Origin of the sequence: Dactylosporangium sp. NPDC005572, assembly GCF_040605515.1 — a bacterium.
GTDB lineage: Bacteria > Actinomycetota > Actinomycetes > Mycobacteriales > Micromonosporaceae > Dactylosporangium.
The window spans coordinates 1-19,632 of record NZ_JBEXCY010000217.1 but is presented as its reverse complement, the minus strand read 5'-3'; the positions used below and the strand labels follow the sequence as shown (position 1 = coordinate 19,632).

Sequence of the window (19,632 nt, the reverse complement as noted above, 5' to 3'; positions counted from 1 at the left end):
TCCGCGGCTACGAGCCGCACGGCCGGTCCGGCAGCGTCGCGATCCGCCTCGCCGGAAGCCGGTCGACGGCGGCGAGGGCGGCGCCGAGGTCACCGTCGCCCTGGAGGCGGTCCTGGAGCACGGCCCGCAGCTGGCCCATCACCCCGGACGCCGTCACGCCGTGCCCGACGACGTCGCCGACGACGAGCGCGACGCTCCCGTCGGGGCGCACGACGGCGTCGAACCAGTCGCCGCCGGCCGAGGTGTCGGCGGCGGCGAGCAGGTAGCTGGCGGCGATCCGGGCGGCCGGCAGGACCGGCAGGCCGCGGGGCAGGAGGACCTGCTGCAGGGTGTCGACGACGTCGCGCGCCTGCCGGTACTGCTGCTGGAGCTCCTCGGCGTGCCGCTCGGCGGCCAGGCGGGCCCGGACGATCTCGGTGACGTCGGTGCCGCCGCCGATCACGCCGCGAATCGCGCCGTCCGGGTGGCGCCACGGCGTGATGCTGAAGTCGGCGTAGAGCTCCCTGGTGGAGCCGTCCGGCAGCGCGATGTGGGCCCGCCACTCCTGCCCGGTGATCGCCGTGCCCGTGCGGTACACCTGGGCGTAGAGATCTATCCACTGCTGGCCGGCGAGGTCGGCGAAGGCGTCCCGCATCGGCTTCCCGGCCGGGTCACGGCCGGGGAACAGCGCGCGGGCGGTCCCGTTGAGGGCCGCGATGCGCAGGTCCGGCCCCTCGCAGACGATCAGGATATACGGCGCCTGCTCGATGGCTGACTCAAGTGGCCCGGGCTCCATGAGGCTCATCCTGGCATCCGGGCGTACCGCCGAGCCAGACCGCCCGTCCGTCGCCCGTCATCCGGACGGGCGACGGACGGTCAATCAAGCGGCTGTCTGTCCGGCCCACGTCACTCGCAAGACGGCGAGGTCCGCCGGCCGCACCATGGCCGCATGATCGGACGATTCAGGCGGCAGCCGGGCGACCCGGGCGGTCCACCGGACCTGTCCGCCCTGCCGCCGGTGCCGGTCGGTCACCCGCTCGGGCTCGCCGCCGTGCCGCCCGACCTGCTCAGCGCGTACCTGCGCCACCCGGTCACCGGCATCGGCTGGACGGTCCGCTTCGCCGACGGCACGAGCGCCGCCGTCGACGTCCAGCCGCACGGCGGCCCGAGCGTCTTCGAGCACCTGCGGGCCGGGTTCCGCCGGCAGCCGGCCGGCGCCGAGTTCGGGGTGGCGCCGGTGGCCGGGGCGCCGTACGAGACCTACCGCGACGGCGACGTCGTGGCCGCCCGCGGCCGCTCCCACGACGTGGCCGTCCGGGCCGCCGGCCTGCGCTCCGGCCACACGGGTGCGGTGCTGGCCGGGCTGGCCGCGGTCACCCTGCGGGCGCTCGGGAGCTGACCCGCGCGCCGCGGCGTGGTCATCGGATCGTCCCGACCAGGCGCTCGTAGCTGCGGCGCAGGATCTGCACGGCGCGGCGGCTGCGGCCGGAGTAGGCCGGGTCGAGGTCGCGCTCGGCCCAGCCGCCGAGCCGCTCGCGGGCGGCGGCGGCGAGCTCGTCGCGGGAGGCGCCGGGTGGCAGGCCGAGCCGGGCGGGCAGGCTGGTGCCGTGCTCGCCGGTGACCCGCAGCAGGTCGGCCGCGTCCTGCTCGGTGAAGGTCAGCTCCCCGTCGTAGTAGTGGCGCAGCACGTCGAGCTCCTTGAACGCGTGCTCGTTGTGGTCGAGCGACAGCAGCGGGCCGACGGCGTCGAGCAGGGTCATCCGGTCGCGCGGCGGGAGCCGGTCGGCGATGCCGTCGCGCAGGTGGTAGACGTGGTCGAGCATGCCGCGCACCTTGATCAGGTCGGCGCGGTTGCCGAAGTGGTCGACGAGGAGCCGCTTGAACTCGGTCATGCCGCTGCGGGCGGTCATCTCGGCCCGCAGCGCGGCCGGGTCGGCGACGCCGTCGCGCAGCAGCCCGGCCGCCAGGGCGATGCCGTACTGGCCGAACCGGCGCAGCAGCGGCGCCCGGCGCTCCGGCGGCACGGGCACGTCGTCGTACTCGCGGGTGGCGAAGTACGGGCCGCGCCGCAGCCGCTTCTCCAGGGCCTCGGCGTCCATCGTGGACAGTTCGGCGAGCGAGCCGAACTCGTCCTCGGTGAAGGTGGCCGCGGCCGCGCCGACCAGGCTGGCGACCGGCCGCACGTCGTAGAGGACGCGCCGGGCGCTGGCCGCGGCCATCACCCGCTCGGCGAGGTGCCGGCCCTCGGCCATCGGGTCGGGGTGCTGCGGCCAGGCCAGCTCGACCTTGGTCAGCGCGGCGATCGTGGTGATCGGCCCGCTGCCGCCGAACCCGGGCCCGACGAAGTCGGCGAGCAGCTCCTCCTCGTTGGCCGCGAGCCCGCGGGCGAACACCACGACGAGCGCGTCGGCCTTGCTGGCCTGCGCCTCGGACGCGGCCCGCACCTCGTCGCCGGTGCGGCCGAGGAACCGCAGCGTGTTCTGCGAGTCGTTGTGGAACACCGAGTCGAGGCCGGGCGTGTCGACGAGGTCGAACGCCTTGAGGTACGGGTTGGGATCGGTGATGACCAGGTAGTCGATGGCCTTGAGCAGGCGCTGCCGCTCGCGGTCGCCGTCGCGGGCGCGCACGGTCAGCTCGGCCAGCTCCGCGGCGTCGCGGCGCTCGGGCCGGCGGCCGTCGCGGAAGTGCACGGTCAGTTCGCGGCGGCCGCCGTACCGCAGCCAGTTCACGTTGAACGTGAGCTCCTCGACGCCGGTGGGCGCCAGCTCGCCGCCGAGCATGGCGTTGGCGAGCGTCGACTTGCCGGAGCTGACCCGCCCGACGAGCGCCACGCGCATCGGCGCGTCGAGCCGCTCCCGGTGCGCGGCGAGGGCCTCCCGGACGGGTCGCAGGGGTTCGCCGGTACCGAGGGCGGCCCCCGCCGTCGCGAAGGCCGCCCGCGCCCGTTCCCGCAGCTCCGAGCCCGTCATGCGGGGCCCAGGAAACGCTCGATGAACTTGCCGCCGAGAATCCGGTAGTACGGCAGCAGGCTCGGCTCCATCAGGCGCGACAGCGCCGCGCCGAACTCGTCGGCGGCCCCGAACGGCACACCCTCCTGGAGTGCGTCGAGCATCTCGTCGTACAGCGCGAGCAGCGCCTCCTTCGCCGCGATGTACTCACGGACGCTGCCGCGGACGGCGTCGTGCGGGAACGTGCCGACCGCACCGGGCCGGCCGCTGATCTCCCACGGCCGGGTGTACCGCAGGTCGGCGTACTCCATCGGTCGGCCCGTCGCCCAGTCGACGGTCAGCGTCGCGAACGGCGGGTACAGCGACGCGCCCTTGCCGTCATCGGCGCGCTGGTACCCGTACAGCGGCAGCTTCAGGAACACGGCGGTCCCGCCGTGCCAGGCCGGGCGGTGCCGGATCGGGATCGGCCACCCCACCCCGGACTCCATCGGCGCCAGCTGCCGGAACAGCGGCATCTTCCGCACGTCGGCGAGCAGCTTGCCGGTGCGCGTGCTCGACGGTTCAGGCATGTCCGCTCCCCGCGGTCACCAGGTAGTTGCCGGAGTCCTCCCAGGCGTCGAGGAACGCCTCCAACGGCACCCGCTCCCCGCCGCCGTCGGGCGTGCCGGGGTCGTTGAGGACGACGACCGGGTGGGCCGGGTCGCTGTAGTCGACGCCGGTGACCTGCACGGCGTGGTCGGCGCCCTGGCCGGGGATGCCGGGGTAGGCGTCGAGCGGCTCGTCGGGGTCGTGGCCGGGGGTCCAGATCTCGTCGGAGTCGACGCCGACGATGACCTTCTGCCCGCCGTCGAGGGCCTGCTGGAGGTCCTGGAACGTCGCGCCGTACTCGCGCTGCACCGGGACGCCGAAGTACTCCAGGATGTTGCCGACGTCGGCCATCGCGGTGCCGCCGCCGGGCTGGTACCAGCCGTGCGCCTCGGCGAGCTCGGTGAGCTGGGCCTCGCTGTGGTCGGTGCCGGTGAGCTCGTCGAGGATGAACTCCTGGCTGGCGACGGCGCAGGTGTCGTCGCGCTCCTGCATGTGCCAGTGCTCGGCCGCCGCGGCCGGCTCGCCCACGACGGCCGGGTCGTCGTCGTGGGAGGGTTCGGGCAGCGGCTCGGTGACGGTGTCCTGGTGGTGGTCGTCGTCGCCGGTGATGATGTCGATGAGGTCGTGCAGGTGGTCCGCGAGATTCTCGAACTCGCTCATGCGACCTCCGCTCCGCTCCGGCCGCACGAGCTCCAAACTGCGCCCATGATGAGCGGCCTCCTCCGCTTCGCTCCGGAACCGCTCATGCGTCGGCCCAGTCGTCGTCGTGGGCGGCCGGGCGCTGCGTCGGCGCCGTCTTCGCACGCGTGGTGGCGGTCGTGGTGGTGGTGGCGGTGGCCGTCGCCAGGCGCTCGACGTCGCGGGTCAGGGCCGTGATCCGGCCGCGGGCCCGCACGATCGGCGCCTTCTCGGCGTTGAGCTCGGCGGTGCGCTGCCGCGCCTTCTCCTGGGTGGCCTGCCGCGCGTCGGCGAGCCGCGGCAGCAGGTCGCGGACCGTCTCGCGCTCCTGGGCGATGCGGCTGTCGAGCTCGGCGACGACGGACCGGGTGAACACCCGCATCGCCTCCTGCACCGCCGACGTGACGTGCCGGCGCTGCTCCTGCTCCAGCAGCCGCAGCTCGCTCTGCAGGCTGCTGCGGCGCGACTGCCGGTCGGCCTTGCGCTCGTCGACCTTGCCGCTGCGGTAGCCGACCGCGCTGCCGAAGAGGCTGCCGAGGGCGCTGCCGATGACGGTGCCGACGCCCGGCATGAGGATGCTGCCGAGGAACCCGCCGATCGCCGCGCCGACGCCGCTGCCCAGGCCGGCGTCGCGCAGCTTGCGCTTCATCGCGTTGGGCCGGTTCTCGCCGTGCAGGTCGCCGTGGACCTCCAGGTGCGGCACCGGCGGGTCGGGCAGCTGCCCGAGCTGCGGGTGGCCCAGGTCGAGGCCGTTGCGGGCGGTGAAGTCCCGCAGCACGCCGGCGGCGGCCCGGCCGGCCTGCTCGTTGAGCTCGCCGATGACCTGGGCGGCGTCGGCGGTGAGCTGGCCGACGAGCCGGTCCGGGTTGTACAGGTAGGTGTCGTCGCGCAGGTACTCGGTGTTGAACACCTGCCAGACCTTGTCGAGCCGCTGCTGGCCCTGGTTGGCCAGCTGCCGGCCGATGCCGCCCAGCTCGTCGGCGAGGTCGCGGCGCCAGCCGGCCGAGCCCTGCTGGAGCTCGTTGAGCTTGGCCTGACGCTCCTCGGCCTGCTTGGTGAGCTCGCCGACCTTCTGCTTGGTCTCGTCGGCGAGCGCCTCGATCGCCTCGTCGAGCGGCAGCTGCAGGCCCTGGGCGCCGCGCTCCAGCTCGCCGAGCGCGTCGCCGAGCAGCCGCTTGGCGCGCCACCGGCCGAGCGCGGTCCACAGCCGGGTCTCGAACTCGACGAAGTTCGACAGCTCCAGGTCCTCGTCCTCGCCGTCGACGAGGTAGTCGCGCTTGGCGTGCGCGGAGACGGGGGTGATGACCACCCGCTCCAGCGGCCAGCCGAGCGTGTCGGCGATCTTCCGGCGGGCGTTGGCCAGCATCGTGGTGAAGTCGGCGACGCCGTCGGTCTTGGTGAGCACGAACTGCAGCGCGTCGGCCGAGTCGCCGGCCGCGACGGCGTCGGCGGCGCGGCTGAGGAACCGCAGCTCGCTCTCCAGCAGCGGCTGGGTCGCGTCGGCGACGAACACGATCGCGTCGGCGCTCGGCAGGAACGCCATGGTGATCGCGGTGTGCTCCTGGTGGACGCTGCCGACGCCGGGCGTGTCGACGAGCGTAAGGCCCGAGGCGAGCTTCGGGTTCGGCGTGGTCACGCTGAGCAGCCGGGCCCGGCGGGTGTTGTGCGGGTTGCCGCTCTCGGTGACGTACCTGGCGATCTCGTCACGGCCGATCGACAGCGTCTCCGTCCTGCCGTTCGCGTCGACCAGGACGTCGATCTCCTCCTTCGGCCCGTACGACACCGTCGTCACCGCGTTGGTGGCGATCTCGCCGGCCTCCGGGAAGAGCAGCGGCGCCCGCCACTCGTCGAGCAGCGCGTTGAGCAGGCTGGACTTGCCCCGTTTGAACTCGCCGCAGACGACCACGGTCAGCCGCCCGTCGGTCAGCCGCTGGTGGGCGGCGTCGAGCCGGCCGACGGCCGTCGTCGCGCCGCGCCGCCGGGCCGTGTCCGTCAGCTCGCCGAACAGGGCGAGCACGTCATCACGTACCGCGTCGAAATCCCGCATCCCCGAGACCCTTTCCTGTGGTGGTGCGGTTCAGATCGGCCCGGCCCCGGAGATTGTTCCCGGTCACCAGAGATCCCCGTCGTCGTGCTCGGTGCTGTCGTAGGAGCCGTCCGAGCCGTCCGAGCCGTCGGGTCCGTCCTCGACGTCGGGCACGTCCTCGTAGCCGGGGTCGTCGAAGCCGTCGGCGGCCACGTCGACGATGTCCTCGCCCGGGTCGAACGCCACGTCGAGCAGGTGCGCCCAGTCCTCCTCGGGCAGCTGCGGCACCGGCGCCCCGATGCCGTCGCGCAGTGCCGCGAGGTCCTGCGGGCTCACCGCCGCGTCGGGGTCGAGGTCGGGATAGACCGACATGTCCAGCCACTCGCTCATGCGTCCTCCGCCCCCTGCAGCAGCGCCACGAGCGCCTGCCGGGCCCGGGAGATGCGGCTCTTCACCGTGTTGAGCGGGATCTGCAGGATCTCGGCGATCTCCTCGTACGAGTGGTCGGCGCACTCGCGCAGCACGATCGCCGCCCGGTACTGCGGGGGCAGCCGGCGCAGCGCCGCCTGCACGGCGAGCCGGTCGGCGATCGCGTCGGCGTGCCCGGGCGCGCCGCTGGGCGGCGGGGTCAGGTCGAACGGGTCGACGGGCTGTGGCCGGTCGGCGCCGCGCTGCGCCTCGGCGACGGCGGCGTTCACCGCGATGCGGTACAGCCAGGTCGAGAACCGGGCGTCACCGCGGAACTTCGGCAGCCCCCGCCACGCCCGGATGAGGGTCTCCTGGAGCGCGTCGGCGGCCGCCTGCGGGTCGCCGGTGATGCGCAGGCACACGGCGTGGATCATCGACCGGTGCCGGGTGACGAGCTCGGCGAACGCCGCCTGGTCGCCGGCCGCGCCGCGCGTGACCAGGGTCGTCTCGTCTTCCACCCGTCACCTGACCGTGCGTGTGCCCGCCGACTGCTCGTGATCACGCTAGCCGCCGCCCACCTGGAACACGGTCCCACGAGCGGTTACTTCGGCTCGACCGTCTCGCCGGTTACGGTGTCGTAGTACTCGTTGTACGAGGTCGACCAGGCGACCGGGTTGCCGTCCTCGGTCTGGCCGTCGACGTCGAGCGCCGTCCCCAGCAGCTGGTCCGGATCGTCCTCGGCGACCGGTTCGCTGTGGTCCTCGTGCACGTCGGCGAAGCCGTCGTCGTCCCAGTCCTGCATGTCGAGCTCCTTCCCCGTCGGGTGGTCGCCCGGTCTGATCGGCGCCGCCGCGGAAAAGTTCCCGCTCACTCCGAGATCGTGACCAGCCAGTCCCCGTCGGCCACCGGGTCGCCCGGGTCCGCGTGCCGGGCGAGCAACGTCCCGGGCCGGTCCGGGGCGGTGAGCCGCCACAGCGCGCCGTCGGCGGTGCGGACCAGGGCGAGCGGGGCGCCCGGCGCGTACCGCCCGTCGACCTCGACCAGCCAGCGCACCAGCAGCCCGCCGCCGGTCGGGACCGCCCAGCTCAGCGGCGTGCGGGCCGGCCCGGGCCGGTCGGCCGCGACCGTCCGCACCGCCCCGGCGCGGGTGGCGGCGCCCCGCACGACCGCCAGGTCCGGGTCCTCGGGCCGGCGCAGCGGCCGGGCGAGCCGGGCCGTGAGCCGGTCGGCGACAGCCGGCATCCGCGTCGTGCCGCCCACGAGCAGCACCGCGGTCAGGTCCGCCGGGCGCACGCCGCACCGCTCGAGCAGGGCCTCGCAACAGTCGACGGTCCGGTCGAGCAGCGGCCGGACCAGCCGCTCGAACGCCACGCGGTCCAGCACCACCGGCGGGGCGGCCGGCGAGGGGTAGTCCTCGACCCGGTCGGCCTCGCTGAGCTGGTGCTTGAGCCCGCGCACGAAGTCGGCGAGGTGGAGCCGGGCCCGCAGGGCGGCGTCGCCGGTGAGCCCGGGCGGCGTGACGGCCGACGTGAACTCCTCGCCGCCGGTGTCACGCAGGTGGGCGGCGAGCACGGCGTCGACGTCCCGGCCGCCGCAGTCGTCGAGGGCGGCGTGGCCGAGCACCTCGTGCCGGTCGCCGCCGGCGTGGCGGATGAGCGCGGCGTCGAAGGTGCCGCCGCCGAAGTCGTAGACGAGCACCAGCTCGCCGGCGCCGAACGCGCTGCCGGTGAGCGGCCCGAGGCCCGCCGCGACCGGCTCGGCCAGCAGCTCCACCTCGTCGAAGCCGGCCGCCTCGCCCGCCGCGACCAGGTCCGCGGCCCGCGGGTCGCCGGGCCCGTGGCTGGCCGGCACGGTGAGCAGCAGCCGGCGCACGGGCCGCTCGGCCTGCCGCTCGGCGAGCGCGCCGAACTGCCGCAGCAGCGCCGCGACGAGCTCCCGCGGCGCGTACTCGCGGTCGCCCAGCGGCACGGGCGCGGCCTGCCCGAGGTCGCGCTTGAACTCGGTCCGGTACGCGGTCGGCACCGCCCGCTTCCGCGCGTTGGCCGCGCTGCCGACGACGAGCCCGTCCCCGTCCCGGCACACTGCGGACGGCCACGAATAGAGCCCGCTGGCCGGCTCCTTGATCAGCCGTACCTCCCCGCCGATCACGAGCGCCGCGGACGAGGCCGAGGTCCCGAAGTCCACGACGAGCACGGCCTCGGGGCCCGGCTCGGGCGCCGCCGCATCGGCCGGCTGGGACGGCAGAGCGGGCCGGCCCTGGGCCTGGGCCAGGTGCCGGCGGACGGCGTCGGGCGACAGGCCCATGCCCTGCAGCACGCGGGCACCGTCGCAGGTGGGATCGTCCACGATCGCCCGCAGCACCTCGGCGCTGCCGGGGCCGACGCCCGCGCCGCGGCCGGACGTGGCGAGGGCAGCGAGCATCGCCGGTCCCAGGAACCCGCCGGTAGCGGTCGTGCCGAGGATCGCGCCGACGCTCGCGCCGACGCTCGTGCCGATGGTCGTGCCGACGCCCGGCGTCAGGGCGGCGCCGGCCAGGCCGAGGCCGACGTTCAGGGGCTTGAGGATGCGGTCTGCGTCGTTGCGCAGCACCCAGCCGGCCCCGGCGACCTCGGCCCGCAGCGCGTCGAGGTTCGCACCCATGATCTCCAGGGCCCGCCAGCCGTTGCCCTCGCCGAGCCGGGACAGCCCGAGCAGCACGTGGGCGGAGCTCAGTGTGGTGTGCCCGAGCCGGTCCGCCTCCTCCTTGGCCAGACCGCGGACTTGTTGGACGACGGTGCGTGCGCCACTGGCCATGGCGGGAGTCTGCCGATCATGGGTGCGGAACGCCATCGGGAACACCGGTGATTTCGCCGATCCCCGGTGGGCCGCGGGCCGCACACACTGACGGACGTCGAAGTAAGACCCCGAGTCAGAGGGAGTCCCGCCTTGCAACGACAACACCCCGCCACCCGGTTCCTCGTCCGTGCCGCCATGGTGCTCGCGCTCATGGGGGCCGGGATCACGGCCGCCGCCGCACCGGCCGTCGCGGACGAGATCGGCCAGGCACCGACCGCCAGCAACATCACCGGCAACGGCAGCTTCGCCACCACGTCCGAGAGCATCTCCAGCCTGGTCAGCGGCTTCGGGGGCGGCCGCGTGTACTACCCGACCACCGCCGGCCGGTACCCGGTGATCGCGATCTCCCCCGGCTTCACCGCCACCTGGTCCAGCCTGAGCTGGATCGGGCCGCGGCTGTCGTCGTGGGGCTTCGTCGTCGTCGGCATCGAGACGAACAGCATCTACGACCAGCCCGCCAGCCGCGGCAGCCAGCTCCTCGCCGCGCTGAACTGGGCCGTCAACTCGTCGTCGTCCGCGGTGCGTGCGCGGGCCGACGGCAGCCGCCGCGGTGTCGCCGGCCACTCGATGGGCGGTGGCGGCACCCTGGAGGCGCTCGCCGCGGACACCACCGGGCTGGTCAAAGCCGGTGTACCGATCGCGCCGTGGAACAGCGACAAGACGTGGAACAACGTGAGTGAGCCGGTCATCATCGTCGGCGGCCAGTCCGACACGATCGCCCCGGTCTCGTCCCACTCGATCCCGTTCTACAACACCCTCGCGGGTCCGAAGTCGTACGTCGAGCTGACCGGGGCGAGCCACTTCTTCCCGCAGTCGACGAACGCCACCCTGTCCCGCGCCCTGGTGGCCTGGTTCAAGCGCTGGCTGAACCAGGACTCCCGCTTCACCCCGTATACCTGCGGCTTCTCGGGCGTCGCGGTGTCGGACTTCCGCAGCAACGCCTGCTAGAAGCGAGTCACATCGAGCAGATGGTGCTCGCCCTCGTGAACCGTGTGCCGGCCGAGCCACAGCAGTGTGCGCTCGGCCGGCTCCGGCCATGGGTACCGCCCGGTCCGCGCAAGCTCGGCGGCACTCAGCACCGCGAACGAAGCCGCGAGCGCCGACGCCGCGACCGACAGCGCGGCCAGCACCAGCGAGGGTTCCTGGTCGTTGTAGGCGTCGGCGACGACCCGCTCCTCCCGCCCCATGGGGACGAACTCCGGCCGGTCCTCGCGCAGCCCCAGGGCGAGCCGCTCCCCCTGCACCACGAACACGTCCCGGACGTGGCAGGTGTACTCCAGCGGCGACCACACCGCGGGCGCCGGCCGCCGCCGCGGGTCAGCCACCCCGGCCAGCGCCGCCCCGAACCGCGAACCGAACCCCCGCAGCCGCTCCGACACCTCCCCGGCCGCGACACCGGCATAGTCGAAACCGCACTCCTCGCAGCGCTCCATCCCGCCACGGTACGGCGGGCGCCGCCAACCTCCATCGGTCCAATCGGCGACGAGCGGACTCCGTGAAACTTTCGCGCCGATCACGGCAACATTTCAGCGGGGCGGCGCGGTGCTGCCGCGGACCACGAGGGTCGTCGCCAGCTCGACGCGGCCCGGGTCGGGCTCCTCGCCGGCGGCCAGCGCCAGGACCATGCGGGCCGCGGCCGCCCCCATCTCGGCGAACGGCTGGCGGACGGTGGTCATCGGCGGGCCGCACCAGCGGGTGACCTCGATGTCGTCGAAGCCGATCACGCTCAGCCGGTCCGGGATGGCGACGCCCAGCTGGCGGGCCGCCTCGTAGACGCCCAGGGCCTGCAGGTCGTCGCCGCACAGGATCGCGGTCGGCGGGTCCGGCAGCCGCAGCAGCGACAGCCCCAGCGCGAGGCCGTCCTCGAAGCAGAACGTGCCGTTGCGCACCAGCGACGGGTCGAACGGCACCCCGGCGGCGTCCATCGCCGCCCGGCAGGCCTCCAGGCGGGCCCGGGCGCACAGGTACTCGACCGGGCCGGTGATCACCGCGATCCGCCGGTGGCCCAGGTCGAGCAGGTGCCGGGTGGCGGCGATCCCGCCGCTCCAGTTCGTCGCGCCGACCGACGGCGTCGGATGCATCGGCTCGCCGGTCGGGTCGAGCACGACGAGCGGGATGCCGCTGGCCGTGAGCTGCTCGTACTGCCGCGGGCTGAGCGCCGAGTGGACCGCGATCACACCCGCCGGGCGGCGGGCGACGAGGCGGTCGGCGGTGAGCCGCCCGGCGCTGCCGCGGGCCTGCAGGTCGGTGAACCCGACGGCCAGGCCGCGGTCGCGCACGACCTCCTCGACCCCGCGCATGATCTCCATCGCGAGGTGGCTCTCCAGGCCGAAGAACGCCACCTCGACGCTCTTCGACGGGCTCGTCGCCTCCGGCCGGCGGTAGCCGTGCTCGCGCAGCAGGGCCTCGACCCGCTCGCGGGTGTCGACGGCGATGCCGGCCCGACCGTTCAGAACTTTCGAAACGGTCGGCGGCGACACCCCGGCCAGCTCCGCGATGGCCGCCACGGTGACCTCACCGCGGCGCCGCCTGGATCGCTGCTCGTGCGCGTTGTTCCCAGCCACGACGGCATTCTAAGCACGTCACGTCAATATCGACGCCGGTCGCTCAGGCCGCGCCCACCTTCAGGCGAAGTGCCCCACGACCGCCGCGCTCAGTGACACCGCGACGGCTGACGCCCGCTCGACGGACAGATCGACAGGCATTGACGAAGACGGGCGTCGATCGTAGCGTGAGGAAACATTTCTGGAATCTTTCCGTAGCCGGGGCCCGCCCAGCCCCGGCTGATCACCCCTGCCCAGCGAAGGGAACGGGCCTTGACCCAGACGCAACGCCGGCCCGCACCGGCAGCGACGCGCAGCGTCGACAACCAACGGCCGCAGTGGTACCGCCTGAGCCGCGACCGGGTGCTGCTGCTCGCCACGGTGCCCGGCCTGGCGGTGCTGCTCACGTTCCATTACCTGCCGCTGCTGGGCAACGTCATCGCCTTCCAGGACTTCCAGCCGTACCTCGGCATCCTGCACAGCCCATGGAACGGCTGGACGAACTTCGAGGTGCTGACCAGCGGCGACCCGCAGTTCGTCACCGCGCTGGGCAACACCCTGGTGATCATGCTGCTGCAGATCGGCGTGGTCTTCACCGTGCCGATCGCCCTGGCCCTGCTGCTCGACAGCCTCGTCACCGAGCGGTGGAAGCGGATCGTGCAGACGGTGCTGTACCTGCCGCACTTCCTGTCCTGGGTGATCGTCGTGTCCATCTTCAACGAGCTGCTCGGCGGCAGCGGCCCGCTGAACACGTTCCTGCGCCGCCACGACCTCGCCACGTTCGACATCGTCGGCAACGCCGCCGTGTTCCAGGAGCTCGTCACCGGCCAGGTCCTGTGGAAGGAGGCCGGCTGGGCGATGATCCTGTTCCTGGCCGCGCTGTCGCGGATCGACCCGGAGCTCTACGAGGCGTCGTCCGTCGACGGCGCCGGCAAGGCCCGCCAGCTGTGGCACATCACGCTGCCCGGGCTGCGCAGCGTCATCGTCCTGCTGCTCATCCTGCGGCTCGGCGACGCGCTCACCGTCGGCTTCGAGCAGATCCTCCTGCAGCAGCAGGCGGTCGGCGTCGACGCCAGCGAGGTCCTCGACACCTACGTCTACAACCACGGTGTCGTCATGGGCGACTGGGGCGTCAGCGCCGCCGTCGGGCTGGTCAAGGGCCTGGTCGGGGTGGTGCTGGTGCTGGGCGCCAACAAGCTCGCCCACGCGTTCGGCGAGCCCGGCCTCTACCAGCGGAGCCCCCGGTGAAAGCCCTCAAGGCCCTGCTCCTGACCCTGTGCTGCGCGCTGGTGGTGGTGCCGTTCGTCGGCATCGTCGCCACCAGCCTCTCCACCCGCGAGCAGATCGTGCGGGAGGGCGGCTTCGTCATCATCCCCGACCAGATCACGTTCGCCGCCTACGAGGCGCTGTTCACCGGCGGCGTCGTGCCCCGGGCCGTCGGCGTCAGCGTCTTCATCACGGCCGTCGGCACGGCGCTGAGCCTGACGACGACCACGCTGCTGGCCTACGGGCTCAGCCGGCCGGGCTCGCTCGGGCACCGGCCGGTGCTCACGCTCGTCGTCGGCGCGCTGCTGTTCACGCCCGGCATCATCCCGGGGTACCTCACCGTCAGCACCCTCGGCCTGCTCGACTCCTACTGGGCCGTGATCCTGCCGGCGGTGGTCAGCGCGTTCAACGTCGTGATCCTGCGCGCGTTCTTCATGGAGATCCCCGCCGAGCTCGTGGAGAGCGCCCGCATCGACGGCGCCGGCGACTGGCAGATCCTCACCCGGATCGTGCTGCCGCTGTCCAAGGCGGTGCTGTCCGTCATCGGCCTGTTCTACGCCGTCGGCTACTGGAACGCCTTCTTCACCGCGCTGCTGTACCTCAACGACGCGGCCAAATGGCCCGTCCAGCTCGTCCTGCGCACCTACGTCGTGAACCAGCAGCAGCTCGGCGTCGACCAGGTCGGCGCCGGGAGCCTGCCCCCGCAGGAGGCGCTGCAGATGGCGATCCTCGTCATCTCGATCGTGCCGATCCTGCTGGTCTACCCGTTCGTGCAACGCCACTTCACCAAGGGCGTCCTGGTGGGCGCCGTCAAGGGCTGACTTCGCAAAAGGCTTCGCAACAGGCTTCGCAAAAGACTTCGCAAAGGAGAGCCATGCTGACCAGACGAACGCTGCTGCGCGGCGCCGCCGCCGCGGCCGTGAGCGGCCCGCTGCTCGCCGCCTGCGGCGACGGCGGTGCCGACAACCAGAACACCACCGAACGCAACCAGGGCGTCAGGCTGCCCGCCTACGCGCCGTCGACCGTGGTCAAGCCCGACCTGCCGGGCAACGCCGACGGCCTGCTCGACGCGTTCCTGTCCTACCCCGACCCGCCGGTGCAGCAGTTCACCGGCCCGCCACTCACGGGCGGCACGGTGTCGGCGTTCGTGCTCACCGGCTCGCCGGTGCCGCCGCCCAAGGAGAACAACCCGTTCTGGCAGGAGCTCGACAAACGGCTCGGCACCGAGCTGAAGCTCACCATCACGCCGAGCGCCGAGATGGCGGCGAAGTTCTCCACCCTCATCACCGGCGACGACCTGCCCGACCTCATCGTGCCCGCGCTGTTCCTGCCCAACGGGGTGCCCGCCGGCATCGGCAACCTGCCGCAGTGGATGGCGACGAAGTGCACCGACCTCACCGAGTACCTCGGCGGCGACGCGGTCAAGGAGTACCCCAACCTCGCCGCGATCTCGACCGCCGCCTGGAAGCAGTGTGTGTACAACGGCGGCATCTACGGCGTGCCCGTCCCCCGCGGCGTCGCCGGCACGCTCATGTTCCGCCGGGACGACATCGTCCAGAAGGTCGGCGCCGACCCGGACCCGAAGAGCTTCGCCGAGTTCCGCGACTTCTGCCGCAAGGTGACCGACGCCAAGGCGAACCGCTGGGCGATCGTCAACGCCGGCGGCCTGATGTTCCTGGTCCAGCAGATGCTCGGCGGGCCCAACGGCTGGAGGTGGGACGGCGCCAAGCTCACCCACCAGGTCGAGAGCGAGGAGTTCCGCAAGGCGCTGTCGGACGTGGTGGCGATGTACAAGGAGGGCGTCGTCCACCCGGACAGCTTCGCCGGCAACGCGCCGACGAAGCGCTGGTTCAACGCGGGCGAGGCGGTGCTCACCGCCGACCGGTACACGGCCTGGCCGCAGTACTACGCCGAGAACGTCGCCGGCCCGGCCTTCAAGATCAGCGGGATGCGGCCGCCGAAGTACGACGGCGGCGGCTGGGCGCCGACCTGGCAGTCCAGCGCCGGCGCCACGAACAACTTCACCGTGTTCAAGAAGGCCGACAAGGGCCGCGTCAAGGAGCTGCTGACCCTCTGCAACTACCTGGCCGCCCCGTTCGGCACCGCGGAGTTCCTGTTCCGCCGCTACGGCGTGGCCGGCACCCACTACACCATGCAGAACGGCGGGCCGGTCTACACGCAGGCCGGCGTCACGCAGACCGCGCTCGGTGTGCGGTACATCGTCGACGCCCCCGACGCCATCTTCATCCCCGGCAACCCGGAGGCGACGAAGACGTCGTACGAGTACCAGAAGGCCGTCATCGGCACCTCGGTCCCGGACCCGGTGATCGCCAACGGCCTCTTCTCCGACGAGTGGTCGCGCAAGCAGCCGGTGCTCGGCGGGATCGTCAACAACGGCCAGAACGACATCATCGCCGGCCGCCAGCCGCTGACCTACCTCGACGAGATGATCAAGAACTGGCGGTCGCAGGGCGGCGACAAGGTCCGCCAGGAGTTCACCGAGCAGCTGCAGAAGCTCGGCGTCAAGTGAGCGAACACGTCAGGTGAGCGTGCGGACAGCGGTCGTCGGGACCGGCAACATCGCCCGGATCCACGTCGAGGCGCTGCGGGAGCTCGGCGACCGGGTCACCGTCGTGGCCGGGGTGGACATCGACGAGGCCCGGGCCCGCGAGTTCTGCGCGGTACACGGGATCCCGCGGGCCGGCGCGGACCTGCCCGCGGTCCTGGCCGCCACCCGCCCGGACCTCGTCCACGTGTGCACCCCGCCGGGCGCGCACCTGGACGCGGCCCGGGCCGCCCTGGCGGCCGGCGCGCACGTGCTGATCGAGAAGCCGCCGACGCTGACCCTGCGGGAGTTCGACGAGCTCGCCGCGGCCGGCCCGGTCGCCACGGTCTTCCAGCACCGCTTCGGCGCCGGGGTACAGCGGCTCAGGGCGGCGGACTTCGGCCGCCCGCTCGTCGCCCAGTGCGACACGAGCTGGTTCCGGCCGCAGGAGTACTTCGACGTCCCGTGGCGCGGCAACTGGGACACCGAGGGCGGCGGACCGACGATGGGCCACGGCATCCACCAGATGGACCTGCTGCTGGCCGTGCTCGGCGAGTGGACCGAGGTGCGGGCCGTGGCCCGGCGGCAGGCCCGCCGGGTCGCGACCGAGGACCTGTCGCTCGCGCTCGTCGAGTTCGCGAGCGGCGCCGTGGCGAGCGTGGTCAACAGCGTGCTGTCCCCGCGCGAGGAGAGCCGGCTGCGGTTCGACTTCGAGCGGGCCACCGTCGAGCTGACCCACCTGTACGGCTACGGCGACGACAACTGGCGGGTCACCCCGGCGCCCGGTCACGAGGCCGTGGTCACGGCGGAATGGAGCGGCCCCGCCGGCCCGAGCGGGCACCGGGCACAGTTCGCGGCGGTGCTCGACGCCCTGGAGGCCGGCGAGCCGCTGCCGGTGACCGCCGCCGAGGCCCGGCGGACGCTGAGCCTCGTCGCCGCCATCTACGCGTCGGCCTTCACCGGCCGGCCGGCCCGGCCCGCCGACGTCGGGCCGGGCAGCCCCTTCTACGACCGCATGCAGGGCTCCGGCCCGCCTTGGGAGGCACCGTGACCGAACCTGTTCCCGCCGGGTTGGCGCTCACCCACGAGCACGACCGGTCGCTGCGCGTGGCGTGGCGCGGCGGCGAGCTGTTCCGCTACGTCCACCGGCCGTGGGACGCCCGCGTGGAGTCGCCGAAGCCGTACCTGCACCCGATCCGCACGCTGTCGGGGCGCGAGGTCAGCCTGTACCGCCCGCACGACCACGTCTGGCACAAGGGCCTGTCGATCGCGCTGAGCAACGTCGGGCGGGACAACTTCTGGGGCGGCCCGACCTACTTGCGCGACCTGGGCGGCTACGCGCAGCTGCCCAACAACGGCAGCCAGGTCCACGCCGGGTTCGAGGCGATGTCCGCGGACGATGCGGCGGTACTGCTGGTGCAGCGCCTCGACTGGACCGCGGAGCACGGCGGGCCCGTCCTCGCCGAGCGCCGCCGCCTCGCGGTGACCGTGCGGCCGGACGCCGGGGCCTGGCGCCTCGAGGTGGCGACCGAGCTGCGCAACGTCAGCGGCGCGGACCTGGCGATCGGCAGCCCGGAGACGGAGGGGCGCGCCGGCGCCGCCTACAGCGGCCTGTTCTGGCGCGGCCCGCGCAGCTTCAGCGGCGGCACCGTGCGCACGCCGGCCGCGGAGGGCGCCGACGAGCTCAACGGCACGTCCGCGCCCTGGCTCGCCTTCACCGGCCGGCACGACGAGGACGGGGCGTCGTCGACGCTCGTGTTCGCCGACCACCCGGACAACCCCGGCCACCCCACGCCGTGGTTCGTCCGCAGCGGCGTCTACGCCGTGGTGTGCCCGGCCCCGTTCGCCCTGCGCCCCGTCGAGCTGGCCGCCGGTACCACCCTCGCCCTGCGCTACGCGGTGGTGGTGGCCGACGGCGACCTCGACGCCCCGGCCTGCGAGAAGCTGGCCGCCTGGTGAAAGGGGTGCTGTTCGACGCCGGCCACCCCGGGTGTTCCGGGCCGGCAGCGCGCTGCTCGGGCTCGACCCGGCCGACTGCCTCCTCGTCGGCGACGACCCGGTGGTCGTGGCCGCGGCCGCGGCGCTCGGCTTCGCCGCGCTCACCCTGTCCCGGGCGGCCGGCCAGACCCTGAACGACGTCGTCAACATCGTCGCCGGTCGCTGAAAGTTTCACTTCCAGTATTTCGAAAATCGTCCCCCGGAACCGCATTCTTTGCGCTCCCGGGCCTGGTCGGGCCGGGTCCGGAAATTGCCCGGCGACCGGCGCTGCACAGGGATTGCGAATTCGACAATGCTGGGGTTCATCCCCGCCCACCGCCGAATCGTTTTTCGAAAACGCACTCAGGCGAACCGTACTGGAAAGGCACAGCATGGACAGGAACCGGAGGCGGTCGCGCGCAGCGATCACCGTCGCGGCCGTCGGTGCGCTCGTCACCGGCGTCGTGGTGAGCCTCGCGACCACCGCGAACGCGGCGTCGACGCTCGGCGCCTCGGCGGCCGAGAAGGGCCGCTACTTCGGCACCGCGGTCGCGGCGTACAAGCTCAGCGACAGCACGTACAGCACCATCCTGAACCGCGAGTTCAACATGGTGACGCCCGAGAACGAGATGAAGTGGGACGCGACCGAGCCGTCGCAGAACAGCTTCTCGTACGGCAGCGCCGACCAGATCGTCGCCCGCGCCCAGCAACAGGGGATGCGGGTGCGCGGGCACGCCCTGGCGTGGCACTCGCAGCAGCCCGGCTGGGTCAACAACCTCTCCGGCACCGCGCTGCGCAACGCGATGCTCAACCACGTCACCCAGGTCGCCACGTACTACCGGGGCAAGATCTACGCCTGGGACGTGGTCAACGAGGCGTTCGCCGACGGCGGCACCGGCGCGCGGCGCGACTCGAACCTCCAGCGCACCGGCAACGACTGGATCGAGGCCGCGTTCCGCGCCGCCCGCGCGGCCGACCCGGGCGCCAAGCTCTGCTACAACGACTACAACACCGACGGGCAGAACGCGAAGTCCAACGCCGTCTACGCGATGGTCCAGGACTTCAAGAGCCGCGGCGTGCCGATCGACTGCGTCGGCTTCCAGTCGCACTTCAACCCCCAGTCGCCGGTCCCGTCCGACTACCAGGCGAACCTGCAGCGCTTCGCCAACCTCGGCGTCGACGTGCAGATCACCGAGCTGGACATCGAGGGCTCCGGCACCGCGCAGGCCAACAACTTCCGCACGGTCACCCAGGCCTGCCTGAACGTCTCGCGCTGCACCGGCATCACGGTGTGGGGCATCCGCGACAGCGACTCGTGGCGCGCCAGCGGCACCCCGCTGCTCTTCGACGGCAGCGGCAACAAGAAGGCCGCCTACGACGCCGTCCTGCAGGCGCTCAACAGCGGCAACCCGACCTCGCCGTCGCCGTCGAACCCGTCGTCGCCGTCGCCGTCGAACCCCTCCTCACCCTCGCCCTCGCCGTCCAACCCGAACCCGGGCACCGGCGGCTGCACCGCCACCGTCTCCATCAACCAGTGGCAGGGCGGGTTCGTCGCCACCGTCCGGGTCACCGCCGGCTCGTCCGGCACGAACTCGTGGTCGGTGCGGCTGACCCTGCCGTCCGGCGCGACCATCAGCAACACCTGGAACGCCAACCGCAGCGCGAGCAGCGGCGCGGTCACGTTCTCCAGCGTGTCCTACAACGGGAAGATCAACGCGGGGCAGTTCACCGAGTTCGGCTTCCAGTCCAGCGGCACGGCCGGCACGCTCACGCCGACCTGCACGGCCGCCTGACACACCCCGGGAACCGCCGCCGCGGAGGCGACCGTGGAGCCTCCGC

Annotated in this window: 20 protein-coding genes; 9 read left to right on the top strand and 11 right to left on the bottom strand. The window is 73.0% G+C overall.

What is annotated here, in order from left to right; all coding sequences use genetic code 11:
* Window positions 1–7 precede the first annotated feature (7 nt).
* Entirely contained in the window at window positions 8–775 is a 768-nt protein-coding gene (locus ABZS66_RS51320) for a PAS domain-containing protein (protein WP_354770444.1), read from the bottom strand.
* Window positions 776–928: 153 nt separating this feature from the next.
* Here ABZS66_RS51320 and ABZS66_RS51315 point away from each other — a divergent pair, with 153 nt between their 5' ends.
* Entirely contained in the window at window positions 929–1,378 is a 450-nt protein-coding gene (locus ABZS66_RS51315) for a hypothetical protein (protein WP_354770442.1), read from the top strand.
* A 19-nt stretch (window positions 1,379–1,397) separates the two neighbouring features.
* On the opposite strand, the gene ABZS66_RS51310 is transcribed toward ABZS66_RS51315, so the two are convergent.
* From ABZS66_RS51310 to ABZS66_RS51275, 8 genes are all read right to left on the bottom strand, one after another.
* Window positions 1,398–2,948 carry a dynamin family protein gene (locus tag ABZS66_RS51310; RefSeq protein WP_354770440.1) on the bottom strand — a complete coding sequence of 517 codons (1,551 nt, stop codon included), beginning with the start codon at window positions 2,946–2,948 and terminating at the stop codon, window positions 1,398–1,400.
* Entirely contained in the window at window positions 2,945–3,496 is a 552-nt protein-coding gene (locus tag ABZS66_RS51305) for a hypothetical protein (RefSeq protein ID WP_354770438.1), read from the bottom strand. Before ABZS66_RS51305 ends, ABZS66_RS51310 begins: the two co-directional genes overlap by 4 nt.
* On the bottom strand, window positions 3,489–4,175 hold the full coding sequence (locus ABZS66_RS51300; protein ID WP_354770436.1) for a C39 family peptidase: 687 nt from the start codon (window positions 4,173–4,175) through the stop codon (window positions 3,489–3,491). Before ABZS66_RS51300 ends, ABZS66_RS51305 begins: the two co-directional genes overlap by 8 nt.
* A gap of 82 nt (window positions 4,176–4,257) precedes the next feature.
* Complete coding sequence (locus tag ABZS66_RS51295) at window positions 4,258–6,240, bottom strand: dynamin family protein (protein ID WP_354770434.1); 1,983 nt, start codon at window positions 6,238–6,240, stop codon at window positions 4,258–4,260.
* Between the two features lie 63 nt (window positions 6,241–6,303).
* A complete protein-coding gene (locus tag ABZS66_RS51290) occupies window positions 6,304–6,609 on the bottom strand; it encodes a hypothetical protein (RefSeq protein ID WP_354770432.1) in 306 nt (101 codons plus the stop codon).
* Window positions 6,606–7,145, bottom strand: a complete 540-nt coding sequence (locus ABZS66_RS51285; protein WP_354770430.1) for a sigma-70 family RNA polymerase sigma factor — start codon at window positions 7,143–7,145, stop codon at window positions 6,606–6,608. The genes ABZS66_RS51290 and ABZS66_RS51285 overlap by 4 nt, the downstream gene beginning before the upstream one ends.
* Window positions 7,146–7,228: 83 nt before the next feature.
* Window positions 7,229–7,498 carry a hypothetical protein gene (locus ABZS66_RS51280; protein WP_354770428.1) on the bottom strand — a complete coding sequence of 90 codons (270 nt, stop codon included), beginning with the start codon at window positions 7,496–7,498 and terminating at the stop codon, window positions 7,229–7,231.
* The gene (locus ABZS66_RS51275; protein WP_354770426.1) at window positions 7,495–9,420 is read right to left on the bottom strand and encodes an Hsp70 family protein; all 1,926 of its coding nucleotides are present in this window, start codon (window positions 9,418–9,420) and stop codon (window positions 7,495–7,497) included. Before ABZS66_RS51275 ends, ABZS66_RS51280 begins: the two co-directional genes overlap by 4 nt.
* A 132-nt stretch (window positions 9,421–9,552) precedes the next feature.
* Between ABZS66_RS51275 and ABZS66_RS51270 the strand changes: the two genes are divergently transcribed.
* Window positions 9,553–10,410 carry an alpha/beta hydrolase gene (locus ABZS66_RS51270; RefSeq protein WP_354770424.1) on the top strand — a complete coding sequence of 286 codons (858 nt, stop codon included), beginning with the start codon at window positions 9,553–9,555 and terminating at the stop codon, window positions 10,408–10,410.
* On the opposite strand, the gene ABZS66_RS51265 is transcribed toward ABZS66_RS51270, so the two are convergent.
* Both ABZS66_RS51265 and ABZS66_RS51260 read right to left on the bottom strand, forming a co-directional pair.
* Entirely contained in the window at window positions 10,407–10,895 is a 489-nt protein-coding gene (locus tag ABZS66_RS51265) for a DinB family protein (protein ID WP_354770422.1), read from the bottom strand. The genes ABZS66_RS51270 and ABZS66_RS51265 overlap by 4 nt on opposite strands.
* A 93-nt stretch (window positions 10,896–10,988) precedes the next feature.
* Window positions 10,989–12,026, bottom strand: coding sequence for a LacI family DNA-binding transcriptional regulator (locus tag ABZS66_RS51260; protein WP_354770420.1), 1,038 nt, complete (start codon window positions 12,024–12,026; stop codon window positions 10,989–10,991).
* Window positions 12,027–12,278: 252 nt separating this feature from the next.
* On the opposite strand from ABZS66_RS51260, the gene ABZS66_RS51255 reads away from it, so the two are divergent.
* The 7 genes from ABZS66_RS51255 to ABZS66_RS51225 all read left to right on the top strand — a co-directional run bounded on the left by ABZS66_RS51255 (window position 12,279) and on the right by ABZS66_RS51225 (window position 19,586).
* Window positions 12,279–13,253, top strand: a complete 975-nt coding sequence (locus tag ABZS66_RS51255; protein ID WP_354770418.1) for an ABC transporter permease subunit — start codon at window positions 12,279–12,281, stop codon at window positions 13,251–13,253.
* On the top strand, window positions 13,250–14,092 hold the full coding sequence (locus ABZS66_RS51250; protein WP_354770416.1) for a carbohydrate ABC transporter permease: 843 nt from the start codon (window positions 13,250–13,252) through the stop codon (window positions 14,090–14,092). The genes ABZS66_RS51255 and ABZS66_RS51250 overlap by 4 nt, the downstream gene beginning before the upstream one ends.
* Window positions 14,093–14,145: 53 nt before the next feature.
* Entirely contained in the window at window positions 14,146–15,801 is a 1,656-nt protein-coding gene (locus tag ABZS66_RS51245) for an extracellular solute-binding protein (RefSeq protein ID WP_354770414.1), read from the top strand.
* 13 nt (window positions 15,802–15,814) lie between these two features.
* Window positions 15,815–16,867 carry a Gfo/Idh/MocA family oxidoreductase gene (locus ABZS66_RS51240; protein WP_354770412.1) on the top strand — a complete coding sequence of 351 codons (1,053 nt, stop codon included), beginning with the start codon at window positions 15,815–15,817 and terminating at the stop codon, window positions 16,865–16,867.
* Complete coding sequence (locus ABZS66_RS51235; RefSeq protein WP_354770410.1) at window positions 16,864–17,775, top strand: PmoA family protein; 912 nt, start codon at window positions 16,864–16,866, stop codon at window positions 17,773–17,775. Before ABZS66_RS51240 ends, ABZS66_RS51235 begins: the two co-directional genes overlap by 4 nt.
* 31 nt (window positions 17,776–17,806) lie before the next feature.
* Window positions 17,807–17,980: a hypothetical protein gene (locus tag ABZS66_RS51230; protein WP_354770408.1), complete on the top strand. Its 174-nt coding sequence runs from the start codon at window positions 17,807–17,809 to the stop codon at window positions 17,978–17,980.
* Window positions 17,981–18,185: 205 nt separating this feature from the next.
* The gene (locus tag ABZS66_RS51225; RefSeq protein WP_354770406.1) at window positions 18,186–19,586 is read left to right on the top strand and encodes an endo-1,4-beta-xylanase; all 1,401 of its coding nucleotides are present in this window, start codon (window positions 18,186–18,188) and stop codon (window positions 19,584–19,586) included.
* Window positions 19,587–19,632: the final 46 nt, after the last annotated feature.

Excerpts from the sequence above, each read along its gene's own strand:
- ABZS66_RS51320 (WP_354770444.1), bottom strand. The coding sequence starts at position 775 with ATGGAGCCCGGGCCACTTGAGTCAGCCATCGAGCAGGCGCCGTATATC.
- ABZS66_RS51315 (WP_354770442.1), top strand. The coding sequence starts at position 929 with ATGATCGGACGATTCAGGCGGCAGCCGGGCGACCCGGGCGGTCCACCG.
- ABZS66_RS51310 (WP_354770440.1), bottom strand. The coding sequence starts at position 2,948 with ATGACGGGCTCGGAGCTGCGGGAACGGGCGCGGGCGGCCTTCGCGACG.
- ABZS66_RS51305 (WP_354770438.1), bottom strand. The coding sequence starts at position 3,496 with ATGCCTGAACCGTCGAGCACGCGCACCGGCAAGCTGCTCGCCGACGTG.
- ABZS66_RS51300 (WP_354770436.1), bottom strand. The coding sequence starts at position 4,175 with ATGAGCGAGTTCGAGAATCTCGCGGACCACCTGCACGACCTCATCGAC.
- ABZS66_RS51295 (WP_354770434.1), bottom strand. The coding sequence starts at position 6,240 with ATGCGGGATTTCGACGCGGTACGTGATGACGTGCTCGCCCTGTTCGGC.
- ABZS66_RS51290 (WP_354770432.1), bottom strand. The coding sequence starts at position 6,609 with ATGAGCGAGTGGCTGGACATGTCGGTCTATCCCGACCTCGACCCCGAC.
- ABZS66_RS51275 (WP_354770426.1), bottom strand. The coding sequence starts at position 9,420 with ATGGCCAGTGGCGCACGCACCGTCGTCCAACAAGTCCGCGGTCTGGCC.
- ABZS66_RS51265 (WP_354770422.1), bottom strand. The coding sequence starts at position 10,895 with ATGGAGCGCTGCGAGGAGTGCGGTTTCGACTATGCCGGTGTCGCGGCC.
- ABZS66_RS51245 (WP_354770414.1), top strand. The coding sequence starts at position 14,146 with ATGCTGACCAGACGAACGCTGCTGCGCGGCGCCGCCGCCGCGGCCGTG.
- ABZS66_RS51225 (WP_354770406.1), top strand. The coding sequence starts at position 18,186 with ATGGACAGGAACCGGAGGCGGTCGCGCGCAGCGATCACCGTCGCGGCC.